The sequence below is a fragment of the Enterococcus sp. GC34 genome (assembly GCF_040886645.1).
Taxonomy (GTDB): Bacteria; Bacillota; Bacilli; order Lactobacillales; family Enterococcaceae; genus Enterococcus; species Enterococcus faecalis.
Map to the genome: position 1 here is coordinate 443,058 of NZ_JBFOEF010000001.1, position 25,282 is coordinate 468,339.

General features: G+C 38.0%; 23 protein-coding genes. 2 read left to right on the forward strand and 21 right to left on the reverse strand.

Going from position 1 to position 25,282, the window contains the following annotated elements:
• Positions 1 to 30: 30 nt before the first annotated feature.
• The 3 genes from purK to AB3I72_RS02140 form a co-directional block, all read right to left on the reverse strand.
• On the reverse strand, positions 31 to 1,155 hold the full coding sequence (gene purK / locus AB3I72_RS02130; protein WP_061101336.1) for a 5-(carboxyamino)imidazole ribonucleotide synthase: 1,125 nt from the start codon (positions 1,153 to 1,155) through the stop codon (positions 31 to 33).
• Positions 1,148 to 1,636 (reverse strand): 5-(carboxyamino)imidazole ribonucleotide mutase, encoded by a 489-nt coding sequence (gene purE, locus AB3I72_RS02135; protein ID WP_061101337.1) that lies wholly within the window; start codon positions 1,634 to 1,636, stop codon positions 1,148 to 1,150. Before purE ends, purK begins: the two co-directional genes overlap by 8 nt.
• A gap of 171 nt (positions 1,637 to 1,807) precedes the next feature.
• The gene (locus tag AB3I72_RS02140) at positions 1,808 to 2,674 is read right to left on the reverse strand and encodes an SPFH domain-containing protein (protein ID WP_002366818.1); all 867 of its coding nucleotides are present in this window, start codon (positions 2,672 to 2,674) and stop codon (positions 1,808 to 1,810) included.
• A gap of 149 nt (positions 2,675 to 2,823) precedes the next feature.
• On the opposite strand from AB3I72_RS02140, the gene AB3I72_RS02145 reads away from it, so the two are divergent.
• Positions 2,824 to 3,699 (forward strand): NAD(P)H-hydrate dehydratase, encoded by an 876-nt coding sequence (locus tag AB3I72_RS02145; protein ID WP_061101338.1) that lies wholly within the window; start codon positions 2,824 to 2,826, stop codon positions 3,697 to 3,699.
• A 97-nt stretch (positions 3,700 to 3,796) separates the two neighbouring features.
• On the opposite strand, the gene AB3I72_RS02150 is transcribed toward AB3I72_RS02145, so the two are convergent.
• The 4 genes from AB3I72_RS02150 to AB3I72_RS02165 form a co-directional block, all read right to left on the reverse strand.
• Positions 3,797 to 5,437: a peptide ABC transporter substrate-binding protein gene (locus AB3I72_RS02150; protein ID WP_061101339.1), complete on the reverse strand. Its 1,641-nt coding sequence runs from the start codon at positions 5,435 to 5,437 to the stop codon at positions 3,797 to 3,799.
• Between the two features lie 61 nt (positions 5,438 to 5,498).
• Positions 5,499 to 5,819, reverse strand: a complete 321-nt coding sequence (locus tag AB3I72_RS02155; protein ID WP_002420104.1) for a cupin domain-containing protein — start codon at positions 5,817 to 5,819, stop codon at positions 5,499 to 5,501.
• 133 nt (positions 5,820 to 5,952) lie between these two features.
• Complete coding sequence (locus AB3I72_RS02160; protein ID WP_002369265.1) at positions 5,953 to 6,972, reverse strand: branched-chain amino acid aminotransferase; 1,020 nt, start codon at positions 6,970 to 6,972, stop codon at positions 5,953 to 5,955.
• Between the two features lie 189 nt (positions 6,973 to 7,161).
• Complete coding sequence (locus AB3I72_RS02165; protein WP_002420103.1) at positions 7,162 to 7,614, reverse strand: DUF2188 domain-containing protein; 453 nt, start codon at positions 7,612 to 7,614, stop codon at positions 7,162 to 7,164.
• A 178-nt stretch (positions 7,615 to 7,792) separates the two neighbouring features.
• On the opposite strand from AB3I72_RS02165, the gene AB3I72_RS02170 reads away from it, so the two are divergent.
• Positions 7,793 to 8,404, forward strand: a complete 612-nt coding sequence (locus tag AB3I72_RS02170; protein ID WP_002381806.1) for a hypothetical protein — start codon at positions 7,793 to 7,795, stop codon at positions 8,402 to 8,404.
• A 46-nt stretch (positions 8,405 to 8,450) separates the two neighbouring features.
• On the opposite strand, the gene AB3I72_RS02175 is transcribed toward AB3I72_RS02170, so the two are convergent.
• The 14 genes from AB3I72_RS02175 to AB3I72_RS02240 all read right to left on the reverse strand — a co-directional run bounded on the left by AB3I72_RS02175 (position 8,451) and on the right by AB3I72_RS02240 (position 25,168).
• On the reverse strand, positions 8,451 to 9,095 hold the full coding sequence (locus AB3I72_RS02175) for a DUF998 domain-containing protein (RefSeq protein ID WP_083578452.1): 645 nt from the start codon (positions 9,093 to 9,095) through the stop codon (positions 8,451 to 8,453).
• 120 nt (positions 9,096 to 9,215) lie between these two features.
• A complete protein-coding gene (locus AB3I72_RS02180; protein WP_368023480.1) occupies positions 9,216 to 10,370 on the reverse strand; it encodes an AI-2E family transporter in 1,155 nt (384 codons plus the stop codon).
• A gap of 240 nt (positions 10,371 to 10,610) precedes the next feature.
• Complete coding sequence (locus AB3I72_RS02185) at positions 10,611 to 14,585, reverse strand: endo-alpha-N-acetylgalactosaminidase family protein (RefSeq protein WP_368023481.1); 3,975 nt, start codon at positions 14,583 to 14,585, stop codon at positions 10,611 to 10,613.
• 149 nt (positions 14,586 to 14,734) lie between these two features.
• On the reverse strand, positions 14,735 to 15,142 hold the full coding sequence (locus AB3I72_RS02190) for a PTS sugar transporter subunit IIA (RefSeq protein WP_086280350.1): 408 nt from the start codon (positions 15,140 to 15,142) through the stop codon (positions 14,735 to 14,737).
• 19 nt (positions 15,143 to 15,161) lie between these two features.
• The gene (locus tag AB3I72_RS02195; protein ID WP_002357254.1) at positions 15,162 to 15,971 is read right to left on the reverse strand and encodes a PTS system mannose/fructose/sorbose family transporter subunit IID; all 810 of its coding nucleotides are present in this window, start codon (positions 15,969 to 15,971) and stop codon (positions 15,162 to 15,164) included.
• Positions 15,958 to 16,857: a PTS sugar transporter subunit IIC gene (locus AB3I72_RS02200; RefSeq protein WP_002357253.1), complete on the reverse strand. Its 900-nt coding sequence runs from the start codon at positions 16,855 to 16,857 to the stop codon at positions 15,958 to 15,960. Before AB3I72_RS02200 ends, AB3I72_RS02195 begins: the two co-directional genes overlap by 14 nt.
• 13 nt (positions 16,858 to 16,870) lie before the next feature.
• Complete coding sequence (locus tag AB3I72_RS02205) at positions 16,871 to 17,350, reverse strand: PTS sugar transporter subunit IIB (protein ID WP_002361968.1); 480 nt, start codon at positions 17,348 to 17,350, stop codon at positions 16,871 to 16,873.
• Positions 17,347 to 19,161 (reverse strand): beta-galactosidase family protein, encoded by a 1,815-nt coding sequence (locus tag AB3I72_RS02210; RefSeq protein WP_016614679.1) that lies wholly within the window; start codon positions 19,159 to 19,161, stop codon positions 17,347 to 17,349. The genes AB3I72_RS02205 and AB3I72_RS02210 overlap by 4 nt, the downstream gene beginning before the upstream one ends.
• A gap of 32 nt (positions 19,162 to 19,193) precedes the next feature.
• The gene (locus AB3I72_RS02215) at positions 19,194 to 20,135 is read right to left on the reverse strand and encodes a hexose kinase (protein WP_368023483.1); all 942 of its coding nucleotides are present in this window, start codon (positions 20,133 to 20,135) and stop codon (positions 19,194 to 19,196) included.
• Between the two features lie 15 nt (positions 20,136 to 20,150).
• Entirely contained in the window at positions 20,151 to 21,146 is a 996-nt protein-coding gene (gene lacD, locus AB3I72_RS02220; protein ID WP_002357245.1) for a tagatose-bisphosphate aldolase, read from the reverse strand.
• Positions 21,147 to 21,168: 22 nt separating this feature from the next.
• Entirely contained in the window at positions 21,169 to 22,341 is a 1,173-nt protein-coding gene (locus AB3I72_RS02225) for an SIS domain-containing protein (protein ID WP_002357242.1), read from the reverse strand.
• A gap of 11 nt (positions 22,342 to 22,352) precedes the next feature.
• Complete coding sequence (locus AB3I72_RS02230) at positions 22,353 to 23,084, reverse strand: GntR family transcriptional regulator (protein ID WP_002360115.1); 732 nt, start codon at positions 23,082 to 23,084, stop codon at positions 22,353 to 22,355.
• A 278-nt stretch (positions 23,085 to 23,362) separates the two neighbouring features.
• A complete protein-coding gene (locus AB3I72_RS02235; RefSeq protein WP_002419870.1) occupies positions 23,363 to 24,193 on the reverse strand; it encodes a manganese catalase family protein in 831 nt (276 codons plus the stop codon).
• A 36-nt stretch (positions 24,194 to 24,229) separates the two neighbouring features.
• Complete coding sequence (locus AB3I72_RS02240) at positions 24,230 to 25,168, reverse strand: magnesium transporter CorA family protein (RefSeq protein ID WP_010715278.1); 939 nt, start codon at positions 25,166 to 25,168, stop codon at positions 24,230 to 24,232.
• Positions 25,169 to 25,282 lie beyond the last annotated feature (114 nt).

Genomic DNA, 25,282 nt, shown 5'->3' on the forward strand with positions numbered 1-25,282 from the left:
AATAAAAAACTTGCTTGGAGCAAGCATTTATTAAGTTACGTTCCAAATACCAACAGTCTCAATTTCCTTTAACGTTTCTGATAAGCAAGGTGTTGTAATGGTGACGTGGCCCATTTTTCTGCCAACTTTTGATTCGGATTTTCCATAGTAATGGACTTGCCAAGTGGGTTTTGACGTGCATAACTGGTAGCTTTTTTCTAAGTGTTCGCCTAAGAGATTCACCATAACCACTGATTGAAGTAATTGGGGTAACCCAATGCCCCAATTGCTAATCCCTCGAATATGCGCATCAAATTGACTAAATGAGCAAGCTTCAATAGAGTAATGACCTGAGTTATGAGGCCGTGGCGCTAATTCATTGACGTACAACTCTTCTGAATCCGTTAAAAACAGTTCGATAGCTAAAACCCCAGATAGATTTAATTCCTCAGCAATGTGTTGCGCCAATTCCGCTGCTTTTTGTTGCACATTCTCAGAAATTCGAGCGGGCACAATTGATTCATGCAAGATATTCTTTCGATGAATGTTTTCAGATACAGGAAAGCTTTGGTAACCATGCTTATTCCCTGCAACGATGATTGAAAGTTCTTTAGTGAAAGGCACCCACTTTTCTAATTCACAAGTGGCGTTAGCTAATAATTTAGTCGCTTGGGAGAAATCCTCTTCGCATTTTAAGACGACTTGTCCTTTTCCATCGTATCCACCTTGAATAGTTTTTAAGACACATGGAAAACCAATCTTTTCTATTGCTTGTGGCAGCTCTTTCTGGCTTTTTACTTCCGTAAAAGGGGCAATCTTACAGCCAATCGATTGAAGAAACGTTTTTTCAAGCAATCGATTTTGAGTAATTTTTAACAATTCTGTTCCTTGTGGCAACTTTTCTAGTGGAATGGCCTTTTCTAGGGAGGCCACTTCAATATTTTCAAATTCATAGGTGATCACATCGCATAACTCTGCTAGTACAGTTAAAGCAGATGTCTGATCAAAGGCTGCCACAATTTGACGGTCAGCTACTTGACCAGCTGGACTATTGAGCGTTGGGTCCAACACAATCATTTGGAAACCCATTTTTTTACCACTCATGACTAGCATTCGCCCTAACTGTCCCCCACCTATAATGCCAATAGTTGCTCCGACTTTTAAAGGTTTATTCAAGTTGTTCCCCACTTTCCATAACCGCTTTTTCCAATGATTGTCGTCTTGCTTGGATTCTTTCTGCTAACTGTAAATCATCAATACTTAGTATTTCTGCAGCTAATAACCCAGCATTGGTAGCACCTGCTGAGCCAATCGCAGTTGTTGCTACAGGAACTCCACCTGGCATCTGCACAATAGACAACAGTGAATCAACACCGTTTAATGTTCGTGTTTTAACTGGAACACCAATGACAGGTAAGGTTGTCTTTGCAGCTACCATCCCTGGTAAATGGGCCGCTCCACCAGCGCCAGCGATAATAACCTTCAATCCTTTTGTTCGTGATTCCTCTGCAAAACGAAACATCAAATCAGGGGTCCTATGTGCTGATATCACTCGTTTTTCATAAGGAATTTTCAACTCTTCCAACACAAAACAAGCAGCTTTCATCGTTGCCCAGTCTGAGGTACTTCCCATAATCACAGCGACTAATGGTTTCATGAATGTAATAACTCCTTCCACTTTTTTCACTGTTATTCTAACAATGAGAAAAAGAGATGTCAAAGAAAAACCGAAATATTATAAATTAAAATTATATAATGTTCGTGTTTACCAAAAAAAGAGCCATCAGAAAGATGACTTTTTTTTGCTATTTTTAGCGTTGATTCCCCTTTAAGAAGAAACGTCGCCTGTATTAATAACTGGTTGTGTGCCTTTATCAGTAATGATTGAGACTAGTAAATTATTAATAAGTTGTACTTTTCGTTCATCGGTAAAATTAATTTCTTGCCCTTCTTCAATCTGTTCTAAGGCCATTTGTGTCATGCTTACCGCACCTTCAACAATTGTTTGTCGGGCCGCTAAGATTGCTTTTGCTTGCTGTCTTTGCAACATGGAGCTAGCAATTTCAGTTGCATAAGCTAAATGATTCAACCGTGTTTCGATAACCTCTACACCAGCCACTGCTAAGCGTTCTTGCAATTCTTTGGTTAACTCCTCGGAAATTTGTTCGGTATTTCCTCGCAGAGTTACATCATTATCTGAAAAAGTGTCATAAGGATATTGTGTTGCTACATGCCGGATTGCCGTTTCGCTTTGAATTTCCACAAAGTCTTGATAATAATCGACATTAAATAACGCCTTAGCTGTATCGACTACCCGAAAAACGATGACCGCAGAGATTTCGATTGGATTCCCGTCAGAGTCATTGACTTTTAATAGAGAACTATTGAAATTTCGTACTTTCAAAGAAATGTTCATTTTTTGCGTAAATGGAATGGTAATAAACAACCCATTTTCTTTAATCGTACCTAAGTAGCGACCAAAAAATAAAATAGCTTTCGCCTGGTTAGGACTAACAATGGTTAAGGAACTTAAAAATAAAATAGCGCCAATTAACAAAATAATACCTAAAACAACAAGAACACCGTTGGTATGACTCGCTCCATAAATAAATAGACCAATTCCCGCAATTAAAATAACTAATAAGCTCGCAATTCCTACGTAGCCACTCATATAAAATGTTTTTTTCTCTTCCATCTGTTTCACTCTCCTAACTCATTTATCTGGTCCTTATTATACACCTCATTGCCTTCAATAGAGTAACTTTTAACATTAAATAAACTGATTTTTTCGGTGCTCTTGTAGTATACTGAGAACAAAGAAATCCCAAGAAAAGGAGTGATAGAATGCGCTATTTAAGCAAGGACATTTTAGAGGAAGTCATCACTCAACGCCCCTCCGACTCTTATAAAAGCAATTTTGGGCGTGTCGTATTAATCGGAGGAAACCGTCAATATGGCGGAGCCATCATCATGAGTACCGAAGCGTGTATCAATAGTGGCGCTGGTCTCACCACTGTGATTACTGATGTCGAAAATCACGGGCCTTTACATGCAAGATACCCAGAAGCCATGGTCGTGGGCTTTGAAGAAACAGTCCTTCTGACGGACGTCGTAGAGCAAGCGGAGGTTATTTTAATTGGTCCAGGTTTAGGCTTAGATGCTACTGCACAACAAATGTTAAAGAGGGTGCTTGCCCAACATCAAAAACAACAATGGTTAATTATCGATGGCTCAGCAATTACCCTGTTTAGCCAAGGTAATTTTTCCCTTACCTATCCTGAAAAAGTTGTTTTCACACCTCACCAAATGGAATGGCAACGTATGAGTCACTTACCTATTGAGCAACAAACACTAGCAAATAACCAGCGACAACAAGCAAAATTAGGCAGTACGATTGTTTTAAAAAGTCATCGCACCACAATTTTCCACGCAGGAGAACCTTTTCAAAATACAGGTGGCAACCCTGGGATGGCTACTGGCGGAACTGGGGATACCTTGGCTGGCATCATTGCTGGTTTTTTGGCTCAGTTTAAGCCGACAATTGAAACCATTGCTGGCGCCGTTTACTTACACAGTCTCATTGGAGATGATTTGGCCAAAACCGACTATGTTGTTTTACCAACGAAGATTAGTCAAGCCTTACCGACATATATGAAAAAATATGCACAGTCACACACTGCACCTGATTCTGAACTATTGGAACAGAAGCGTTCGAGATAAAACCCGAAAAGGCTAAATGGTGACAAATTTTGGGCTAAAAAGTAGGATTTAAGCCTGGGCCGAAAATCAAAAGCGATTTTCAGCCCAGGCTCTCTTTTTATTTTTCCTTATAAACATTTTTTAACGTTAATGGAGCGCCAAAGGTATGAAAATTCAAGCCTTTGACTTTATCATTTTGCAGGACTGTTTGTTCATTTTGGCTAAGTGGAATCATGCCAGCAGTCGTTTCAATCACTTCTTTTTCAGCTGCAATCAGTGTCGCCCATCTTTTTTCTGGCTCTAAGGCATACGTTGTGGCTGCTTCATCTAATAATTTGTCATAGACAGGGTTCTGATAATTGCGATCATTACCCTTGTATAAAGTCATCAGGGTAGAAATAGGGTCTTGATAGTCTGGTGTCCAATAAATTAAGAATAAATCATAGTCGCTTTCTCGCCCAAAGTTCAATGCAGCTTCCGTTGGCAATACGGTTAGCTCTATTGTCAAACCAGGAAACAGTTCTTGTAGCGAGCCTTGCAAACTTTCACCAATTTTTTTGTAAGAACCATCATCTGTTACCATCAATTCAACGTTAACCTTTTCTCCTAATTCTGCTTGTGATTTTTTCCAATAGCTTTGCGCTTTTTCTTTGTTATAAACCATTAAATTACCTGCTTCTTGACGAAAATCGAGGCCCGTTGTGGGATTCGCCACAAAGCCTTCCGTAATCGCACCATGTAAAGCTTTAGAACCATCTGCAATAATATTATTGACTAGATTTTCTTTATCTATGCCTAAAGCCAACGCTTTACGCAAGTTTTCGTTTGCAAGCGGCGTTGCTTGCCCTTTCCGTTTTTGATTTAAGCGCAAATAGTTCATTGTTGCTGTTGGGTACAAATGATACAACGTATTATTTTTATTCTGTTGCGCCAATTCACCACTTAGTGTAGCCACATCTAATTGTCCATCTTCAAAAAGATTCAATGCGGTAGATGTTTCTTTGATAACCGTATAATTGATAATGTCTGAGCGCACGTTCTGGCGATCCCAATAGCGATTATTCTTTGCTAATTGCCAGTCCATCTTTGTTTGCTGCCAATCTTTCACCACGAAGGGACCATTATAGACGACTTTATCACTAGCAGTTCCATAGTCCGCACCAAATTGTTCGACTACTTTTTGATTTTGCGGGAAAAATGTCGGAAAAGCTAACAAGGACGTAAAGTACGGTTTTGGCTCTTTGAGCGTCACCTTTAATGTATAATCATCCACAGCTGTGACACCTAGTTCATTGGGTGCTAATTTCCCAGCTGAGATTTCTGCACCATTTTGAATTGTTTCAACGATGAGGAAGCTATAAACAAAGCCGTTTTTAGGATCAATCATTTTTTTCCAAGTATATTCAAAATCATGCGCTGTGACAGGATCATCGTTACTCCAAACCGCTTCTTTTCTCAAAGAAATCGTGTAAGTTTTTCCATCTTCTGAAATCGTCGGCAATGCTTTTGCTACAGCTGGTACCAATTGGTCTTGTTCATCTAAACTATATAACCCTTCAAACGCTGCAGTTTGGACAATAGCATCTGGAAAATCCAATAATACAGAGGTGTTGAGCGTTGTTAGTTCTGAAGGTGACATCAGTTGAACGGCTTCTTTGGTATTTTTCTGTTTCTTTTTATTTTCATTTTTATTGGTACACCCAGCTAAAAATCCTACCAATAAAATACAAACCATTGTGATTTTTAAATACTTTTTCATCTTCTTTCTCCTATAACTCTTCATTTTTTATACTCTTACTTACAGGAAGACAGCTCCCCTTTTATTCTGTCCTTTCCACAAGCATCCAGACAACGACCGCTGGCTCCAACCCATCATTATAATTAATGTGCCCCTCACCAGCTTCAATTAATTGGGCTTGTCCAGCTCTTCCAACTAAGTCTTGACCATCTTCTAAAATCGTATGTGCTTCGCCAGAAATCACATAAGAATATTCATCCTGTTCATGGCGAGCATATCCAGCTAAAGGCCGTTTTTCACCAGGCTGTAATGTAATAATGCCCATTTGAACTTGTGCATTTGGTTGGTTTTCTTTATCAAAAAAAATCGTCATTTCTTCTGATTCTGCTGATTTAATAAGCAATAGCTTTCCCTCCTTTTTTAAATCTTGTATCTTCCATTATTCCTTTAAATAGTATCAAAGTCAATCTTTTTATAGAAAATTCTGAATATTCTACACAAAAAAAGAGAGCATGAATTCTCTCTTTTTTGTCTCTTTAAACTTTTACAATCCAGCCTTCTGGCGCTTCTTTGTCACCAAACTGTATGCCAACCAATTCATCATATAGTTGTTTGGTCACTGGTCCAACTTCTGTTTCACTATAAAATACATGGAAATCTGTGCCATTTTGAATCCCACCGATAGGAGAAATAATCGCCGCTGTGCCACAAGCACCCGCTTCGGAGAAGTCCGCTAATCGATCAATGTAAACGTCTCCTTCAAGCGCCGTCATCCCTAAACGTTCTTTTGCTAGCGTCAATAATGAATATTTAGTAATACTTGGCAAAATAGACGCTGATTTCGGCGTAATAAAAGTACCATCTTTGGTTATGCCAAAGAAATTGGCTGCACCAACTTCTTCAATTTTCGTATGCGTATACGGATCTAAATAAATGCAATCACTAAATTCTTTCTCATGTGCTTCTGCACCTGGTAAAAGACTAGCTGCATAATTGCCCCCCACTTTAGCGGCCCCAGTTCCTCGACCCGCTGCTCGATCATATTCAGAAACGATAAAGTTGGTTGGTGCTAAACCATTTTTAAAATACGAACCAACCGGCACGCAAAAAATAGAAAAAATGTATTCTTTGGCAGGTGCTACGCCAATATTATCGCCGACACCAATCATATAAGGGCGAAGATACAACGTACCGCCCGTTCCATATGGCGGTAAATAAGCAAGGTTGGCTTTCACCACTTCTTGGCATGCAGAAACAAAGGTTTCTACTGGTACTTGTGGCATCAGTAGACGCGCACAACTTTTTTGTAGCCGTTTGGCATTTTCATCTGGACGAAACAAATTGACAGAACCATCTGCACATTGATACGCTTTTAATCCTTCAAAACATTGTTGGCCATAATGTAAAGCAGGCGAACCTTCACTAATCGTTAACTGATTGTTATCTGTTAGCGTGCCTTCTTCCCACTTGCCATCTCGCCAATAACTAATATAACGAAAGGGCGTTTTAATGTAAGAAAATCCTAAATTATTCCAATCAAGATTGGCTTTTTCCATTGTCGTAGCACCTCAATTATTTTGATTTTTTATCTTAATTAGTGTAATTGTACCCACCAAAAACTAGAAAAGCAAGCCTTATTCTCATTCTTAACTTTTGTTATTTTTTTACTTGTCCATATTTCCCTCGCAAAAAAAACCTTGATAACCGTTTCTTCAATTGCAACGGAATATCAAGGTTTCGAAAAATTATTCAGTATACTCTTTGGTTTCTTGTAACGTACCATCTTGCTTATAGATTTTCAGCTTTGTTTGTTTATTCCGAGCAATTTCTTGAGCTCGTTCAACCGCCTCTTGTTTGTGGGTAAATGTATTACTTGCTTTTTCAGCGCTGTCTGAAATCACCAACCATTGGTTGTCTTTATATTTAACGTTGACAGCCGCCGTTAATAATTTTCCAGCATGTTTATCCTGTTTATGCGAATCTTGTTTCGTAGGATTTGCTTCTTGTTCGAAGGCCTTTTTGTCTGCTGCACTTGCCTCTTGATACCATTTCTCCGCTTGACTAATCGCAATTGGAATGGCACGATCATCAGGGTAGCCATCCGCAAGCAACGCATTGCCAATATCTATCGCTTTTTTCCGAATCAAAGGTGCTAAATTTTTCATTGATGTAGGATAATCATTCATATTCCAAGGCATCAAAATCTCCTCCTTAAATTCTGTCTATTACTAGCTTACTACAGAAAAGGAACATTTGAAAAAGAAATGATTACTTTGAATATTTCCTGAACCTTCTTGAGAGAATAAGCCTAATTTCCCGTTGGCCAAACTTCTCAATCTTTGAGTGTATGATTACTCATTTCCCTTTGAATCAGTTATGATAAAGGAAGAAATAAATAAATTTTTTGGAGGGATTTTCATGAAAATGTCTAAAGTACTCACCACTGTTTTGACGGCAACTGCTGCTCTTGTGCTGCTTAGTGCTTGTTCATCTGATAAAAAAACAGATAGTAGTTCTAGTAGCAAAGAAACAGCTAATTCAAGTACAGAAGTAGTCTCTGGTGCTTCAATTAGTGCCAAGCCTGAAGAACTCGAAATGGCGTTAAGTGATAAAGGAAATTGGATTGTCGCAGCTACTGACAATGTCACTTTTGATAACGAGGTAACAGTTGCTGGTACTTTCCATGATAAGGGGAAAGATTCCAACGATGTCTATCGTAAATTAGCGCTTTATTCTCAAGATGATAATAAAAAAGTAACTGCTGAATATGAAATCACGGTTCCTAAGCTAATCGTTTCTTCTGAAAATTTCAACATCGTTCACGGGACTGTCAAAGGTGATATTGAGGTGAAAGCAAATGGCTTTACTTTAAATGGTACCAAAGTTAATGGCAATATTACTTTTGATAAACAAGAATACAAAGATTCTGCTGACTTAGAAAAAGATGGTGCCACTGTTACTGGTGAAGTCACCGTAGCCAATAATTAAGTTATTACCAGACAATTTTAACTAGTAAAAAACCAATGACAAATGTTTAATCAAATTTGTCATTGGTTTTAGTTTGTAAACACAGTGCCAGCATTGGTAGATAATTACAAAATGAACTCACTCTTTGCCATAAGCCTAAATAATTAAATGGTTTTACCTGTTGTAGCTGTGGAATCCTTGCTAAGCCATATAAGCCGGCTGCAAGCATACATAAAATAAACAAAAAGCCAAAAAGGTTTTTATTTTTTTGCGAACCGTCTTTACTATAGATAATGGTTAAGACGCCTGATAACAACAAAAAGCCTGTATAACCGACTGCTGATCCTCCGTTATGAAGCGCGGCAGCAACTGTGCCAGCGGTTGAAGTGTCTACACTGAAGAGCCCACTGAAAATACAGTCAAATAAACCATAAGCGCCAATCATTGCCACTACTAACCAAGCACCTTTTTTCGTTTTTCTGGAAAAAATAGCATATATCCTAGGTAAACTTGCTAACATCAACATTCCCGCAATGATAGTTAACCGATTAAAGTTTTCCCTAACTGGACTATTCACATCACCTAATAAGCTAATTACTTCTGTCAATTGATTGTAACCTTGATCTTTGAATCCGACATAATAAGGTGTAAAAAAATCAAGTAAGACCCCTAAAACTAAAAAATAGCCGCCATATTTTTTTAAAAACTGCATCTATTCACCTCAATTTTTATTTTCTATTTACTTTAAGTATAGCATATCAAAAATTCCGAATAATTAAACTTTCTTTCTCACTAAAAAACTTTTCGTCAACGCGAGACGAAAAGTTTTACTTTAGGATTCAATAGAATCTACAATCTTATCATTTTCTTTTGATTCATTTAGCCACTCCGAGACAATAATTTTAATGATTGCAGCAACAGGAACTGCTAAAAACATCCCTAAGACGCCGAAGTACGCTCCCCCAATCGTGATTGAAACAATAATTAAAATCGGATTGACATTTAGGGCATCTCCCATAATTCGAGGACCAATAATATTGCCGTCCATTTGTTGTAAAATTAATAAAACTAGTAACACTGTAATGGCTTGAGTAACACCACCTGTGAAAAGCGTAATCACACCAGCAACAATTGACGCAAAAATCGAACCAAAATAAGGAATCATATTACAAATACCTAATAAAATCCCCAAAGTCACAGCAAATTTCACATTCAAAATACTTAACAAAATCGTTGATGAAACGCCAATAATACAAGCATCAAGAAATTGGCAACTGATAAATTTATAGAAAATTTTATTCGTTGTATTTAACCAGGTTTGTGTTTGCTTGTACACTTTTTCAGACAGCAATTTGTGGGCGGCCTTTTCAACAAATGTCAAAATAGATTGCTTAAATACCAGCGCATATATTGAGATAATCAACGTCAAAAATGCATTTAAAAAGAATGAGGAAACATTTTTAGTCAACGTTCCTAATGAAAATAACGCTTGTGTCCATTGATTTAAAAAACGTTCCGGCGACAAATCTTTAAGGACACTATTTAAATATTTTTCAATCGCGGCTGTTTTTAAAATCCCTTTATCTTCTAAACTCATCACAAACTGAACCATGTGATCATAAAAAGTAGGTAAAGAGTTTGCTAAATCTACTAAATTACTAATGAGTAGCGGAACGATATAGTTTAATGTCAAGACAAAAATAAACAAAATAATCAGGTACAAAAGGAGTACGCTCAAGCCGTGTTTCGCTTTTTTAACGACTGGTAAAGGAACTCTTTCTAGTAATCCCTCGATTTTTTTCTGACTTCCACTCAATAAATAAGCAATCACAAACCCAGTAATGAATGGGGATAAGATGCCTAATAAACCCGAAACACTATGGACAAAGTGCTGATAATTCGTGATTAATAAATAGCCAACAATCAGCGCCATTACAAATAAAAAGCGGACAACCCAGTAATTCCAATCAACATTGTATTTCTTCAATCACTTCACCTCTAAATAAATTATGCCTATCATTGTAATTGTAAACGATTTGTGGCAAAAGGCAAGTTTGTCCATTCGTTCTTGATGAAATACACAAAGAAGCCTGACACTTTAAAAAATGTGTCTGTTTATTCTGCAGTATAAAAATGAGGCACTAGACCTTGCTTCTTTTCATAAAAGAAGCAACTTGGGCTACAAGTACGTTTAACTTGTAGCCCAAGTTGCTTAGATAGACTAAATTTATTTTTTCGATTCCACTGTGACCGTAAAGTTATCCATAATGAAATCTTTATCGGCACCTGTTGTAAAAATACCAAACGTGGTGTTTCCTGAAGCATCCCCAATTATTTCTGCTTCATAATGCTTGGTTTGACCATCTGCTGCTGTCGAAGTCAACTCACCGACTGGCTTAAAGTCATTGTTATTTTTCAACTCCCCATTAATGGTCCCAGCAGTAAAGACATTTTCACCATCAGTTTGATAATCAAATTGGACCGTATATTTCTTGTTCGGTTCAAATTTAATATTTTGCGGAATTGTTTGAAGCATCAATCCTGCTCCTTGTTTATGGGCTTTCAAGGACCAGTTGCCTTCTAATACATCTGAAACAAGGTTTCCATTCCAACCATATTGTGTGTAAGGTTCATTTCTTTCTGATAAATGAATCCGTGGATCTTCTACACCACCAGCTGAGCCTTTAACAAACGGATATAACCCAACTGCTTGTGTGTCTTCAAAATCTTGCTTAATAACTGTTTGTTTGTCTGGATTCATGATATCCGTTTGACGCTCAACAATTCGTAAATCATCAAATTTTGTAACGGAATTGCCTTTATCAACCGCTAATGTCACCGAGCCTTTTTTGGCATTATCTGGGATTTCAAAATCAATTCGCATATTTTGCATATACTGCGGATTTTTCCTGCTTGTATGGTTAATATCTGCCTGAATGTAGTTTTGGGCAACCGAATTATTCACTGTCCGCGTATATTTTTTACCACCAATTTTAACAGTTACTGTGGCTTTGCGATCATGTGTTTCTGTGTTTAGATACAAACTATATTTTCCTAGTTTAGGAAGATTGATGTCTTGTTTGATTTCGGTTCTTTCTTTTTCTGAACTAAAGACATAATCACCGTTGGCATCTTTTTTAACCTCTCCATCACCTCGGAAAACTTTCCAGTTATTTTTCAAGGTATTGGCTTCATTAAATCCAGGATCTTTAAATGGTGTTCCTGTTCCGAATGTCATCGGTTCAATACTGTCAGGTTCAGCAATGACATACGGCGTATTAGCCTCGGCTTGGATGGTCACTTGGTTATTTGTAGTGGCAATTGCGCCTTTGTCAATACGCCCTTGATCTGTTAATTCATATAAATGTAAATTCGTTTTTCCTTGCATTTTCTTATCCAATGACCAAGTGCTGTTACCGCCTTTTGGATTCCAGTGATATAGTTTGTCTTGACCATTGACATTCCAAGGCAGTAGATACGCATCACCTTTTAGAACTTCTGTCTCATTTAACGTAATGCTTCTTGGCGAATTAGCATCTGCTTGAGTAACGGTCACTTTTTCAGCACCGTTCGCTAATTTAATCGTGCCATAGATTTGACCATCTTCTGCTGTTGTAGTTTCCCAGTTTGTAATTTGGTAATGCTGTAAGAACTTAGTTGGGACATTAATGGCAAAAGTTTTTTGGCGATAGGTATTAAAATTGGTTTTACCCACCCAACCTTCATAGGCTTCAAATTCAGCTCCACCTAACAAAGGGTTGTCGGAAATAATCCAAGTGTCTTTTTGGTGATTCCGAATAAAACGAACGATTGTACTGTTAAAGCCTTTCGTTGTTGTACCGCCGTAATCTTTTTCTGCAGACCAATGGTTCCAAACCGAGTCATACTCTAAAGCATTCGGAAATTCATTGGTTGTAAACCAACCGAGTGAATTAATTTCTTTACTTAGTTGACGACTTGCCCAACCTGATTCGCCTTGGTTGCCCCAAACATCAACATAAATATAATCTAGATTCGGTGCTTTTTGTTTTAATTCTTTAAAGCGCTCATAGCGACGACCACTCAATGCATCGGGTCTTTGTTTAATAAAATAAGACGGATCTAACCAATCCCAGCCACGCTTCGTTGGATCAACTAATTCCTCATTAAATCCTTTTGCTTCTGGGTAAGACTCGGTGTCATTAATATGCACACCGAAAACGGCATTTAATTTATGGCCTTCATCAATTAATTGATTCAACGCTTGTTCCCCACCAGGTCGCTGACCAATAGCACCGTAATCTGGATGCGCAGAATCATGTCCTTCATTTTGATACCCTTTTAGTAAATTCATTTGTCCTAATCCATCTGTTAAATTGTAAATGCGTTTTGATTCGTCTAACGTCACTAAGAATGGGTTGGTCGCCTGACTAGCAAAGTTAAAAGGAATCCGTTGGTTGACTAATTCAGGGACTTTTTCCGCGCCTATTGGGTTATTCATAATTGAACGGAACCCAATTGCCGCATCTTGCCAATCCACCCGCTTGTCGTCGTTGCTATCTTTTGAGAATTTAACTTTCACTTCTGGCGTTTCTCCAGTTGTGTAATCTTCCGGTGCATCAAATGGTCGATAGGTCCATGCCCCACTTGACAAGGTTGTTACAAAACCAATCGCCGCTTCTTTTGTTTGTTTATGGATTCGATTGTTGTCACTACCATCGACAGAGCCGTCTCCATAGGCGTTCGTCCAAAAACTTGCAGCATAATTTGCTGTATTTAAGAAACCGTACATATATTTTTTCGTTTCTTCTTGACTAGTTGTAGTTAAATCTTGGATAGTATCACCATTTTTATTTCCGTTATTTGCATTTGTCCCAGTATTCATCACAACGCCAGCAAAAGTCGCCCCTTCATCTGTACTATTGACAGAAATCAAGCCTTGATTTGGAATTGAAATTGTGTGTATTTTGGTTCCTTCTTCACGAATATCTGAGAGTTTCATAGCTAATTCTTGGCCTTCTGAAACAGTCAATGTCGTTGTGAAACGCAGACCAATTTCTGGGACAGCTACGTTATAAACGGCTTGATTTGCTTCACTCTTCTGTTTTTCAGCAGTTGCTTTATATGCTTTGCCATCAATCATTACTTGGTCAATTTTCTCGTGTTGGCCATTAAAAATCACTTGATTACTCTGAGGGTCTTCGTAGCGAATAATTCGTGGAAATTGTGGGTCAACCACGGCTGTTAAATCTGCGGAAGAGATTTTGTCGCCTTTTTCAGCTTCATTGTCTTTAGCAACAACAACGCTGGCTTTTGCTTTGATATTTGTATTTTCCAAAGTACCGTCGACTTCAAAAGTTCCTGGTTCTTTGTATGCATCAGGATCGATTTCATCCCAACGGACTGCTTCATTGGCTTCTTTTCCAGTATTATAGGTCACTTTTACTTGTTTCGGTAATTTTGGTGCGACACCAATTTTTGTAAAAACTTTGACTGGTGCAATTTGTGTCACTTCTGGCACAATTTCCGGAATGCTATCTACGGGGCCATTTTTAAAATAGTCATAATTGACAATTTTTTTGTCGTACCACAAACGGACACCCACATGTCCGGCTTCTGTTGGAATTTTGTCCCCGTTGGCCAAAACAGGTTCTCCCTCGTAAATCAACGTGGTGTTAAGCCAGATAGTAATTTTTTCACCAACATAACGTACTTTCAACAAATAATTCGTATCTTCATTTAACGTTGGCCCAGAAATTGAATCATTCCACGAATTAGGGCTTTCAACTAACCATTTGCCATTCGCGTTATAGCCTACAAAAACCCAGCTATCTTTGGTATTACCACGAATAATCACACCCGTTCGACCGCTTCCAGCAGTGTATTTAAACTTTGTTTCTACTTCACCATCAGCTAATTTAGGGGAATCTAAATTTAAAGATACGGCATTATTACCTGCTGCTGCATCTCGTGAAATCGCCAATGACTCTCCTGCTAATTCTCGATTTGTTTTACCAATCACATCTTGCCACTCACCAATTTTCCCTCCTGGAAAATCAGATTGCCACAATTTTTCTTCTGTTGCGGTAGGTTCCACCATTGATGAGCTTGCTTCAGTGCTGCTGTTTGTTGTTTCTTCTGCAGACGTACTTAATGGTACTAAAATCGTTGCGCTTGCCAATAGTGTCAATGTACTAAATCGTTTTATTTTTCCATGTTTCATCTGATAAATCAGCCCCCTAACATTTTTGAACACGCTTTCATCATTAACAATTAAAGGGGCGTTCCAAAAATAAATTCTTTTATTTTTGGAACGTCCATCTCTAAATCATTCTCTTAAAAACTTTGATTACTTACGACAACAAGTCAGAATTATTCATCCTCATCATCTACTGCAACATTTAGCAGCAATTCGTTGACTTTCACAATACTTTCTGCTGATTCCTTAACATAGTCACCTTCAATCGCTAATAAATTTGCATTTACATAGCTGATAACCATCGGTAAATTCATCCCAGTATATAAGTCAAACGAAGCACCTTGCATAATTTTTTTGGATAAAATATTACAAGGTGTCCCCCCTAATAGATCAGCAAAGACAACAAAATCTTCTAGCGATTCCGTAATCGCTTCAAATTTTTCTAAAAAGTCAGCTTCACCTTCTTCTGGTAATAAAGTAACAGTGGAAATTGTTTCTTGCGGTCCCATAATCATCTCCGCACTTTTTTTCAATTCCTCGCAAAAACGGCCATGACTTACTAAAACTAAATGTTCACTCATCGATTTTCTCCTGTCTTACTTATTTTGAAATAACACCTAACGCAGACAATGCGACACAGACAATTAATACGATAAAAATGGCTTTAGTAGACGTCATATTCTTTTTACCTAGCATCCAATAAACGCCACCGACAATTCCTGCAGGAAGTAGACGTGGTAAAATCATATCCAAGTTATTTTGCATGTTAAGTGTTACATCCCCAATGCTTGGTGCCCATGATAGTTTGACATTAACCATCGTTGCCACTAAAGCGCCAACCATGAAGACCCCTAGTAAAGTTGCAGCATCTGTTAAGGCAGTTAAGCGGTGTTGCATAGTTGTTACCAAAGAAATTCCTTCGCGATACGCAAATTCCAATTGTTTCCAACGGAAGACCATCACGGCAATTTGAGCAACAATCCAGATAAAGATACCAGTTGGGTTACCATTAATCGCCATGTTAGCAGCTAGCGCCCCAAAAATAGTTGGAATTAAGGCTGCGAAAATTGAATCCCCAATTGCTGCAAACGGTCCCATTAAACCAGTTTTCAAACCTGAAACTGTTTGTTTTCCAGCAATGCCTTCTTTTTCTTCAATGGCCAAATCGATCCCTGTAATAATCGTATTAAAGAAGTTTGAAGTATTGAAAAATTGCGTGTGTGTTTTCATCACTTCTTTTAATTCAGGCGTATCATCCCCATAAATTTTACGCAATTGTGGCAAAATCGTATACAAGTAACCTGATCCTTGCATTCTTTCGTAGTTCCAACCTAATTGGAAAGTAAACAAGCTTCTGCGATTAATTTGTTTAAAATCTTCTTTCGTCAATTTATAATTAGATTTCGTCATCTTCAATCTCTCCTTCGTCTGAATCATTCGCTGCATGTTCTTTTTTGGCTGCTGGCCCACTCGGAATCATTTGACCATTTTTGTAGCTAATTGCGGCTAAAGCGAAACCAATTAAAGCGACTGCTAACATTGGTAGTGCGTTAAATACACCACTGAAGTCTTTCACAACGCTCGCAACAGATGTTCCTAAAAGTTGCATGTTTGTAAAGATTGTTCCTAGTAAAGCAGTTACAGTGAAACCAAGAATTAAATAAGGGAAATGTTTTTTCACTGGTAAGTAACGTAGTAAAATTGCAAAACCGACCGCTGGTAAGACCGCCCCAGCAACAGACAAGCCATCACCTAACCATTTCAAATCGCCATTTAGGACAGATACAACTTTTTGTACTAAACCACCACCAAAAGCAAGTGCTAAGAAGACTGGAATCATTCGAGAAAGAGACCAAGGTAAGGCACCCATTAAGAAGTTACGTTCAATTCCTTTGTAGTTCATATCTTCGACCATTTTATCAATTCGATGTGCAAAGTAGGTATTCGCAAAACGAGCCAAAATGTCTAATTGAATCATTAAACTAGCAACTGGTACTGCAATAGCAGCGATTGCTTGTTCAGGGTTCATTCCTAAAGACACAGAAAATGCTGTGGCAAGAATCGTGCCTGAGTTAGCATCAATTTTGGAGGCACCTCCGAAAGTCCCAACTCCTAATACAGTTAATTGCATACTTCCACCAATAATAAGTCCTGCTTTAATATCCCCCATCACTAATCCTGCAAAAAGACCTGCAAACACTGGCGCACTTAATGAAGAATAAATTTGTAATTCATCTAAAATTTGGTATCCTGCGTATAATGTTAATAATAAGATCTGCCACCATAAGATATTCATTTTTTGTTCCCTCCTATTTTGTTATCAAACTCATAAAGTCTTCCGCTTTGTCACTTGGCACCATTTGAGCAATCAGATGGACACCTTTAGCATTTAACTCTTTAAAAACCTCAATGTCTTGATCGACCACATTGATTGACTTAGTAATCGACCGTGTTTCGTTTGTTTGAGACATGTTCCCAACATTGATTTCTTTAATCGGCACCCCAAGTTCTACTAGTTTTAATAAACGATCTGGTTTCCGTACCACAATTAGTAAACGTTGTGAGTCGTATTTTCCTGCTAAAATATTTTGAGCAGCTTTTTCAACTGGTAACACGCTTAGTTTCACGCCAGCTGGTGTTGCTAATTTCAAACCACTTTTTTCAATGGCATTCCCTGCAACCTCATCATCAACGACCATAATTCTGGAAATATTCAATTTTGTCGCCCATAAATTTGCCACTTGTCCATGAATCAAACGTCCATCAATTCTTACGCCAATAATACTCATTGTAATCCCTCTTTCATTTCTTTATATAGTGGTTCTTTTACTAACTGAATTTCTGGTTGGTACGTTCCTTCCGTTTCAAAAATGACGATCTCATTTTGCCCTTCTTTTAATAATCCTTTGGGAATATATAAGGAAAGCGTCGGACCAACATTCCAGAAACGACCAAGATTGGTTTGGTTAACAAAAACAATTCCTTTGCCGAATTTAGAAACATCAATAAATGTATCTTTCACTTCTGCTAACTCCAGATGATACTGGTAAAAGCTTGGTTGATCAGGTTGCCATTCTCTTGAATAGTCTACCTGTTCACAGCTTGTCATAGGTAAACAATATTGTTGCCATTGCGTCATAAAATGTAAATCTGCCATGACACCCGTTCGAATCCCTTTTTTCTGAGTATCTGCAAATAATTTGTGCCCGTAATTGACACGACCCATATTTTCCATTAAAACATCGATTTGATTATTCTCTTGCGACAGTATAACGTAAATATCTTCGCCGATTTCCGTTTGATATTGCGTTGCTTGATGTATCTGATTGACAAATAATTGCAGACGATCACGACCGTCAATCACTCTTAGCTTTTCTTCTGCAGCATCTTTTTCAATGCTTGTTCGGTAAAGAAGGTAGCCTGTATTTTGTCCTAATTGTTCCATGGTTTGCGGATAAACGCTGACCACTGGCTGACTAATCGTTTCTAAAGTCGCAAACAAACTCACTTTGTTTGTTAAAGGAATTGCTGTTTGCGCAAAAGAATCTTTTACTAATGGTTCAGCTTGTGGTAACGCAGGGTACTCTTCGTGAAGCATTTTTTGTAACGCAAAATACTTTTCGGTTGGGTTCCCTTGTTCATCAAGTGGCGCATCATAATCATAGGAAGTGATTTGTGGTAAATCAATGGTTCCTCGTGCGGAGCAGCCATTCATAAACCCAAAATTGGTGCCGCCATGAAACATATATAAGTTGATACTGCCTAATGCTAATGCTTCTCTAACTGATTCAGCCAATTCTTGCGGATCTCGTTTAATAATTGGCTCTTTCCAACGGTTAAACCAGCCATCCCAAAATTCCATACACATTAGCGGCCATTTTTTACCATGTTCTTCAAAAAAGGCTTGCATCATACCGAAATTTTCTTTGGCTTTTGAGCCAAAATTTCCGGTTACTAAAATATCATCTTCAATCATGCTACCTGCCCGCAATGTTGCGCGCCATGGCCCGTCAGAAGTAAAAAATGGTGCTGTCACGCCACGTGCAATCATCAAATCGCGAATCGCCCGTAAATACGCTTTTTCTTCGCCAAATGAACCATATTCGTTTTCGATTTGAATCATTAAAATATTGCCACCGTTAGCAAGTTGATGCGGAACAATTTTTTCCATTAAAACATCATAATATTCCGCGACATGCTTCAGATAGGTTGGATTATTCGAACGCATTCGTCCTGGTTCATTTAATAGCCAGGCTGGAAAACCGCCAAACTCCCATTCTGCACAAATATAAGGAGACGGCCGCACAATCGCATATAGTCCAAGTTCTTGTGCTAATTTTAAAAAGCGCTCCAAATCTAATATTCCCTCAAAATGAAATGTTCCTTTTTGCGGTTCATGTAAATTCCATGGCACATATGTCTCAACTGTATTGAAGCCTAAAGCTTTCAAGTTATAAAGTGAATGATGCCAATCTGAGGGATCTACACGAAAATAATGAATGGCGCCTGATAAAATTTTAAATGGTTGATCATTTAAAAGAAACTCCTCTTTAATTTCAAATCTGTCCACATTGCCACCCTTTCTAGTAAACGCTTTCAATTCCTGGATAATTGCTAAATAAAGAAAGCTCTTTATTTAGCAATTTCGACTACTTGGATGTTCATAAGATGTTTGTTCACGTTCTCTACGTCTACATGCCCAGTCATTCTTTCTTGGGCATTAGCCATTCCAGCCGCCATGCCCCATTTTAGCAGTTCGGCAGCTGGGGCATCCTTGGCTAGTCCATATGCAAGACCAGCAATGGTTGCATCTCCTGAACCAACAGGATTTTTAGCTTGAATCGTTGGAATTTTTACACGATAGAACTGATCGTGATGTTTGGCAATTGCACCATCTTTTCCTAAAGATACGACAATCCATTCAATTCCAGCAAACATTGGTTTTGTTAAAGCTGTTTGTACAGCTGCTAATGGATTTTCTGAAAAATCTTGCTCTAGCAATCCTTCTAGTTCCTCTAAATTAGGTTTAATTAAATACGGTTTCCATGGTCCTTGAAGAACTTGCCTTAAACTATCACCAGAAGTATCTAGTAGCACTTTAACCTCTTGTGCGTGAGCTTTTTGAACTAATTCTTGATAAAAATTTGATGGTAATCCTTTCGCTAAACTGCCAGAAATTGTGACAATTTCTGCTTGCTTAATTAATTGATCGAAATTTTCAAGGAAGTTACTGATTTCTTCTGGGGAAACAGTTGGTCCAGCTTCTAAAATTTCAGTTTGATTCCCCTCGTGCAAAATCGCAATCGAATCACGCGTTTCTTCTTTGATTGATGTAAATGCTTGGGGGATGTTTGCTTTCTTTAACTCGTTTGCAATAAACGCCCCATGAAAACCACCAAGAACGCCGGTAGCGATAACATCTCCACCTAAATCATGAATGACGCGAGTGACATTTAGTCCTTTGCCACCAGGGGTTTTGGTCACCTGACTGGTCCGATTAACGGTATCAAGCTTTAGATGATTTAATAGGTAGGATATATCAATTGACGGATTCATTGTTACTGTTACTATCACAGCTATGCCTCCCAATTACCCTTCGTTTACTTGAACTTTTGCATGCCAAGAGCTGGCGGTTGCCGCGATGACTTCATTTAAACTTTCAATGTTTTCTCGGCCTTCTGTTTTTAACCAATCACAAGCCGCAGTTTCTCCTGCTTCAACGAAAGGTTTCACGCCATTTTTCCACGTAGCACGGCCACATAAAACACCATTAAATGTTGAACCAGCTTCTTTAGCGAAACGTAGTGTTTCTTGGAATAGTTCTGTTGAGACACCGGCACTTAAAAAGATAAATGGTAAATCAGTGGCTTGACTTTGTTCTAAGAAATAATTCGCCGCTTCCTCTTTTGTATACGCTGTTTCAGCTGGCGCAAAACCTTCTACAAAATTCATATTAACTGGAACTTCCACTTTCAATACATCTACTTTATATTGGGGTTTAGAAAATTCTTTCATCATTTCATTCACTTTATGCGGTTTAACTTTTGCATATTCTAACGAAGTTGCATCTGCTATTTGTGCATCGTAAGAAACTAATTCTAAGTAAAATGGTAGGTCTTCTTCTGCACATTCACTCCCTAAGCGTTCAATAAATACATGTTTTTGATGATTGATTTCTGGATCCTCATCCACATCATAGTAGAGTAAAAATTTAATCGCATCTGCGCCTTCTTCTTTCAAGCGTAAAACAGACCAATCTGCTAGTAAATCAGGCAATCGTCCCGGAGTTGTTGCATCATAGCCCGTTTTTTCATAAGCGAGTAACAATCCAGCCTCGGTATCGCGTGCTTTTGCAGCAGGCAATCCATATTCTGGATCCAATAAAATAGCGGACGCATAAGGTGTCAATTCTTTCGAGACTAATTCTTTAAACGTTTCAATTTGTGCATCAGTTGGCTCTACATCTAGCGCTTTGATCATTTTTTTCAAGGCACCTCGTTGATCAATGGCTAATGCGCTAATGATTCCTTCTTGGGTTGACAAACGATCCATTGCCGCTTTTTTTCCAGCTGTTAACGTAAGCATAGTTCCTCCTCCAAATGTTGTATTATTTATAGTCATAAATCGTTACGCCTTTAACCACACGATTCACTGTACCTGTCGGTGAAGGGGTATCCGGTTTATTTCCAACTTTAATAGATGTTAAAAGTGCGACTGTTTGGGCTACCATAATATCTGCTAATGCTAAATAGCCATCAGGTAATAGAGCAGTTTCTGCGGAATATTCAATAGTTGAACCTGAGAAATTACGTTTGCCGGGTTGAGCAATCGCAAAAACACCCGCCGCAATTTCGTCACCGTGAACTTCTTCTAAGATATCCAAGTCATAATCTCTTGTGTATGGTGTATTATTAACAAAACCAAACATTATTGTTTTTTCATTAATAAATGATTTTGGTCCATGACGGAAGCCCATAGAAGAGTCAAAAATTGTGGCAACTTTGCCGGCTGTTAGTTCTAAGATTTTTAATTGCGCTTCTCTTGTCAAACCAGCTAAACTTCCAGAACCAACATAAACAATTCGTTCAAAATCAAGGTTAACAATTTCATTTAATTCTTCTTCACGGGATAGCACTTCTTCACCTAATTTAATTAGAGCGGTTACATAATCTTGTTTTTGCTCAAAGGCTGTTTGATCAAAGAGTAGTAATGTACCCAAGGTCATGCAAGAAAAGCTACCAGTCATCGCAAAACCACCATCATTGGAACGTGTTGGCATTAAGAATAAAAAGCTGTTTTCTTCTTTTTGGCTTATTTGTGCCAGTTGTCCTTCTTCGGCACAAGTAATCGCTAAATGATGAATTGTTTCAACCACTTGATTAGCTACTTCAACTGCCGCTAAACTTTCAGGACTATTTCCACTTCTTGCAAACGAAACTAACAGTGTTGGTTCGTCTTTAATCAGATAATCTTCTGGTTTGGCCACAATATCCGTTGTTCCAATACTTTCGAATGAAAAGGCTTGTGTGTCGCCGTGTGCTCGGAGATAAGGTACAACCGTATCACCGACATATTGCGAAGTCCCTGCTCCTGTAAAAATTACTCTTGTTCGTTTTCCTTGCGCTTTGGCTTGGACTTCTTTTAAAAAGTTTTCCAAAGCTGTTTGATTTTCATGATAAAGTGTCACGGTTTCTTGCCAAAGCTCAGGTTGCTGACGAATTTCACGTGTCGTGATTTCCGCTCCTAGTTGTTCTAGTTCTTCTTTTTCTGCTGTAAACATACTTAACTCTCCTAACTATTCCGAATATGGCGTATCTGATAATGAAATTGGTCTGCTCGTGCCACACTCAACGTAAATTCAATAATTTCATTTTTCATGTTATATGTCTGGCGTGCTAAATGAAGGACTGGTGCTCCTTCTGGAATCATCAATAATTTGGCATCTTCTTTTGACGCAATGCTAGCGTATAATTCTTCATCAGCTAAACGAACGGTTTGCTTAAAATCTTCCGAAAATAGATCATATAATGGCTTGCTACGTAGTAATTGATCCGTAAGTGATAAGAAAAATTTCACAGGCAAGTATGTGTCTTCAACCATTAATGGCTCGTTATCAGCAATCCGCAACCGACTTAATTTAAAAACTGCCTCTCCTAACGACAGATTCAAATGCTGACAAATAAATTTATCCGCTTCCAATTTTTCGAAGGATAATATACGGGTATGTGGTTTTCGACCCAGTCCTTTCATTTGTTCTGTAAAACTATATGCGCCAGCTAAATCAGCAGCCTCTTTTTTTATATCTGAAACAAATGTTCCTTTGCCATGACGACGATAGATGGAACCTCTATTTTCTAGTTCTTGTAGCGCTAACCGGACCGTCGTCCGACTCACTCCATATTGTGCAGTCAATTCACGTTCAGAGGGCAACTTGTCATGAGGAATCATGCATGTTTCGATTCGTTCCTGCAGCAAATCAACAAGTTGATGATACAAAGCTTTGTTTTTAAAGGCATTTTCCATAACTTTCTCCTTTACCCTAACTGGTTATAACCACAAACCAATAGTACGGTGGTTTTTTTTATTTTGTCAATAAAAAGTATTAATAAATATCTTCATACCGCTATAACCTTGAAATGATAACGTTTACATTTTTTTATTTTTCTTTATTGTAATATTTTTTTCCTAAAGAAATCATTTTTTATAAAAAACCACCCTTAAATATGATACCAGTTAATAAAAAAAGATCCTCTAAAAGAGAATCTTTTTTTGCTCATTTTTCATATACAGATAAATATCTTTTATTTTTTTAATTTCGGTGTGCCGTACATTTTAGGTGTAACAGGCTTTAAGTTAGGAGCTTTTCCTTCAATTTTTGGTTCTTTTAACCATTGATATTCTCCTTCTCCATCTAATGCTTTACCACTAGCCCATGAGCCTTGACTGCTTGCATCTCCTTCAGAAAAGTTATAGAAATCATAGGCAATATCCAAACGTTCTTCTTCTCTAGGAAAAGTGCTTGGAACTAAGATAGAGCCCTCTTTTGTTTCCAGTTCCTTCACAGCGCTTGCCCATAAATTTTGATGATAGCTATCTCTAGCTAAAAGAACAGAAAGTAAATCTTTCACTCCACGGTCATCAATCATTTCATAAATTCGAGCAACTTGTAAGCGTCCTTGTGATTCTGCATTTAAATTAGCACGAAAATCAGCTAACATATTTCCACTAGCAATAATGTACCCACCACTCCAGGGATTTCCAACACTATCTGCGGGACGTGGCCCTAAACCAGCGACAATTGCATGTTGGGGATTCATCCCAGAAATAATTGCCCCAATTGTTGGATCTTTTTTCATTGCTTCTTCTTGATCTTCCACTGGTGCTCCTTCAAGTAGACGAGCGACCATTGTTGCAAGCATTTCAACGTGGCCCAACTCTTCAGTAGCGATATCCATTAACATATCTTTATACTTTTCTTCTCCACGACAGCTCCATCCTTGGAATAAATATTGCATTGCTACACTCATTTCACCATATTGTCCACCAATTAACTCTTGAAGATACTTTGCAATTAACGGATTTGGTTTGTCTGGTTTCGCCTCAAACTGTAATTCTTTTTGGTGTCTAAACATGATTCATCCTCCTATATAATAATTTTTAATGCTTGTTTATTTTGAATAATCTTTTTTGTAAAGATGATAACCAAAGGCTACTGAGATAATGAGCGCACCTAGGACGACTAATAAAAACCCGAAACCAGAACTTTTACCTGGTAGGCCGCCAGTATTCATACCCCAAACACCAGCAATCATCGCTGGAATTGAAATAATTAAGGCCGCTGAATCAAGATATTTCATTAAATGATTTAATTGGTTATCCATCATGCCGCTAAAAAGATTGCCAATACTTTCTAAAAGGTCTCTATAAATCGAAATCATTTTTTCGGTTTGTCGTTGTCTCAGTTGAACGTCATAAAGTAGTTTTTTATCTGATAATCGATGGACAAACTGGGAAGATTGCCAAAGTAATTCTAATGTGCTTTTTTGATCCTTTAACGTATGATCAATGTAAACGATTTCTCTTTCTAAATCAGCTTGTTTGTACAACTCCTTGTTTTCTGTAGTCATACGTGCTTTTTTATCTAGACGATCGATCCGTTGTTTTTTTTCCTTTAACTCTTCTACGTAATGTGAATAGATATCTAAAATCGCATACGTTATTAGTTTTTCAAACGTATCTATTTTGCAACCATATTTTTCTAATAAACGATCAAAAAAATGATTGTTTTCGTTAGTACATGTAATTAAAAGGTTTTCTGAAGAAATAAAGGAAATAGGTGCTAAACGTTCCTCAATGTTCTCGCCCTCCTTCAAAAGGTTCATAAGCACTAGCGAAATCGGTTGTTTCAACGTCGTTCCCAAAAGAGTTTCAAACCGAGAAACTTCTTCTGGATACGACGTACCCACAAAAATATCTTTAGGAAAATTATACTCTTTAATTATTCTTTCAATTACCTGAGTTTCACTAGTGTCAATCACTAACCAATTAAAATCTTTTTCTTCTGTCTCCCTCACTCGTTCCCCACCAATAAAGTAGTACTTGGGCATTATAAATCTCTCCTTCTAAAAAATATTTCGAGTAAACGCACAATGCCTAGCGCAAATTAGTCTTCTTTACGTCTCCACTTTTCTGTAGTAATTAATTGAGGTGTACCTCTATTA

Coding starts and splice junctions, on each gene's coding strand:
- purE (WP_061101337.1), bottom strand. CDS start 1,636: ATGAAACCATTAGTCGCTGTGATTATGGGAAGTACCTCAGACTGGGCA.
- AB3I72_RS02140 (WP_002366818.1), bottom strand. CDS start 2,674: ATGGAAGAGAAAAAAACATTTTATATGAGTGGCTACGTAGGAATTGCG.
- AB3I72_RS02145 (WP_061101338.1), top strand. CDS start 2,824: ATGCGCTATTTAAGCAAGGACATTTTAGAGGAAGTCATCACTCAACGC.
- AB3I72_RS02150 (WP_061101339.1), bottom strand. CDS start 5,437: ATGAAAAAGTATTTAAAAATCACAATGGTTTGTATTTTATTGGTAGGA.
- AB3I72_RS02160 (WP_002369265.1), bottom strand. CDS start 6,972: ATGGAAAAAGCCAATCTTGATTGGAATAATTTAGGATTTTCTTACATT.
- AB3I72_RS02165 (WP_002420103.1), bottom strand. CDS start 7,614: ATGCCTTGGAATATGAATGATTATCCTACATCAATGAAAAATTTAGCA.
- AB3I72_RS02170 (WP_002381806.1), top strand. CDS start 7,793: ATGATAAAGGAAGAAATAAATAAATTTTTTGGAGGGATTTTCATGAAA.
- AB3I72_RS02175 (WP_083578452.1), bottom strand. CDS start 9,095: ATGCAGTTTTTAAAAAAATATGGCGGCTATTTTTTAGTTTTAGGGGTC.
- AB3I72_RS02185 (WP_368023481.1), bottom strand. CDS start 14,585: ATGAAACATGGAAAAATAAAACGATTTAGTACATTGACACTATTGGCA.
- AB3I72_RS02190 (WP_086280350.1), bottom strand. CDS start 15,142: ATGAGTGAACATTTAGTTTTAGTAAGTCATGGCCGTTTTTGCGAGGAA.
- AB3I72_RS02195 (WP_002357254.1), bottom strand. CDS start 15,971: ATGACGAAATCTAATTATAAATTGACGAAAGAAGATTTTAAACAAATT.
- AB3I72_RS02200 (WP_002357253.1), bottom strand. CDS start 16,857: ATGAATATCTTATGGTGGCAGATCTTATTATTAACATTATACGCAGGA.
- AB3I72_RS02205 (WP_002361968.1), bottom strand. CDS start 17,350: ATGAGTATTATTGGCGTAAGAATTGATGGACGTTTGATTCATGGACAA.
- lacD (WP_002357245.1), bottom strand. CDS start 21,146: ATGCTTACGTTAACAGCTGGAAAAAAAGCGGCAATGGATCGTTTGTCA.
- AB3I72_RS02225 (WP_002357242.1), bottom strand. CDS start 22,341: ATGTTTACAGCAGAAAAAGAAGAACTAGAACAACTAGGAGCGGAAATC.
- AB3I72_RS02230 (WP_002360115.1), bottom strand. CDS start 23,084: ATGGAAAATGCCTTTAAAAACAAAGCTTTGTATCATCAACTTGTTGAT.
- AB3I72_RS02235 (WP_002419870.1), bottom strand. CDS start 24,193: ATGTTTAGACACCAAAAAGAATTACAGTTTGAGGCGAAACCAGACAAA.
- AB3I72_RS02240 (WP_010715278.1), bottom strand. CDS start 25,168: ATGCCCAAGTACTACTTTATTGGTGGGGAACGAGTGAGGGAGACAGAA.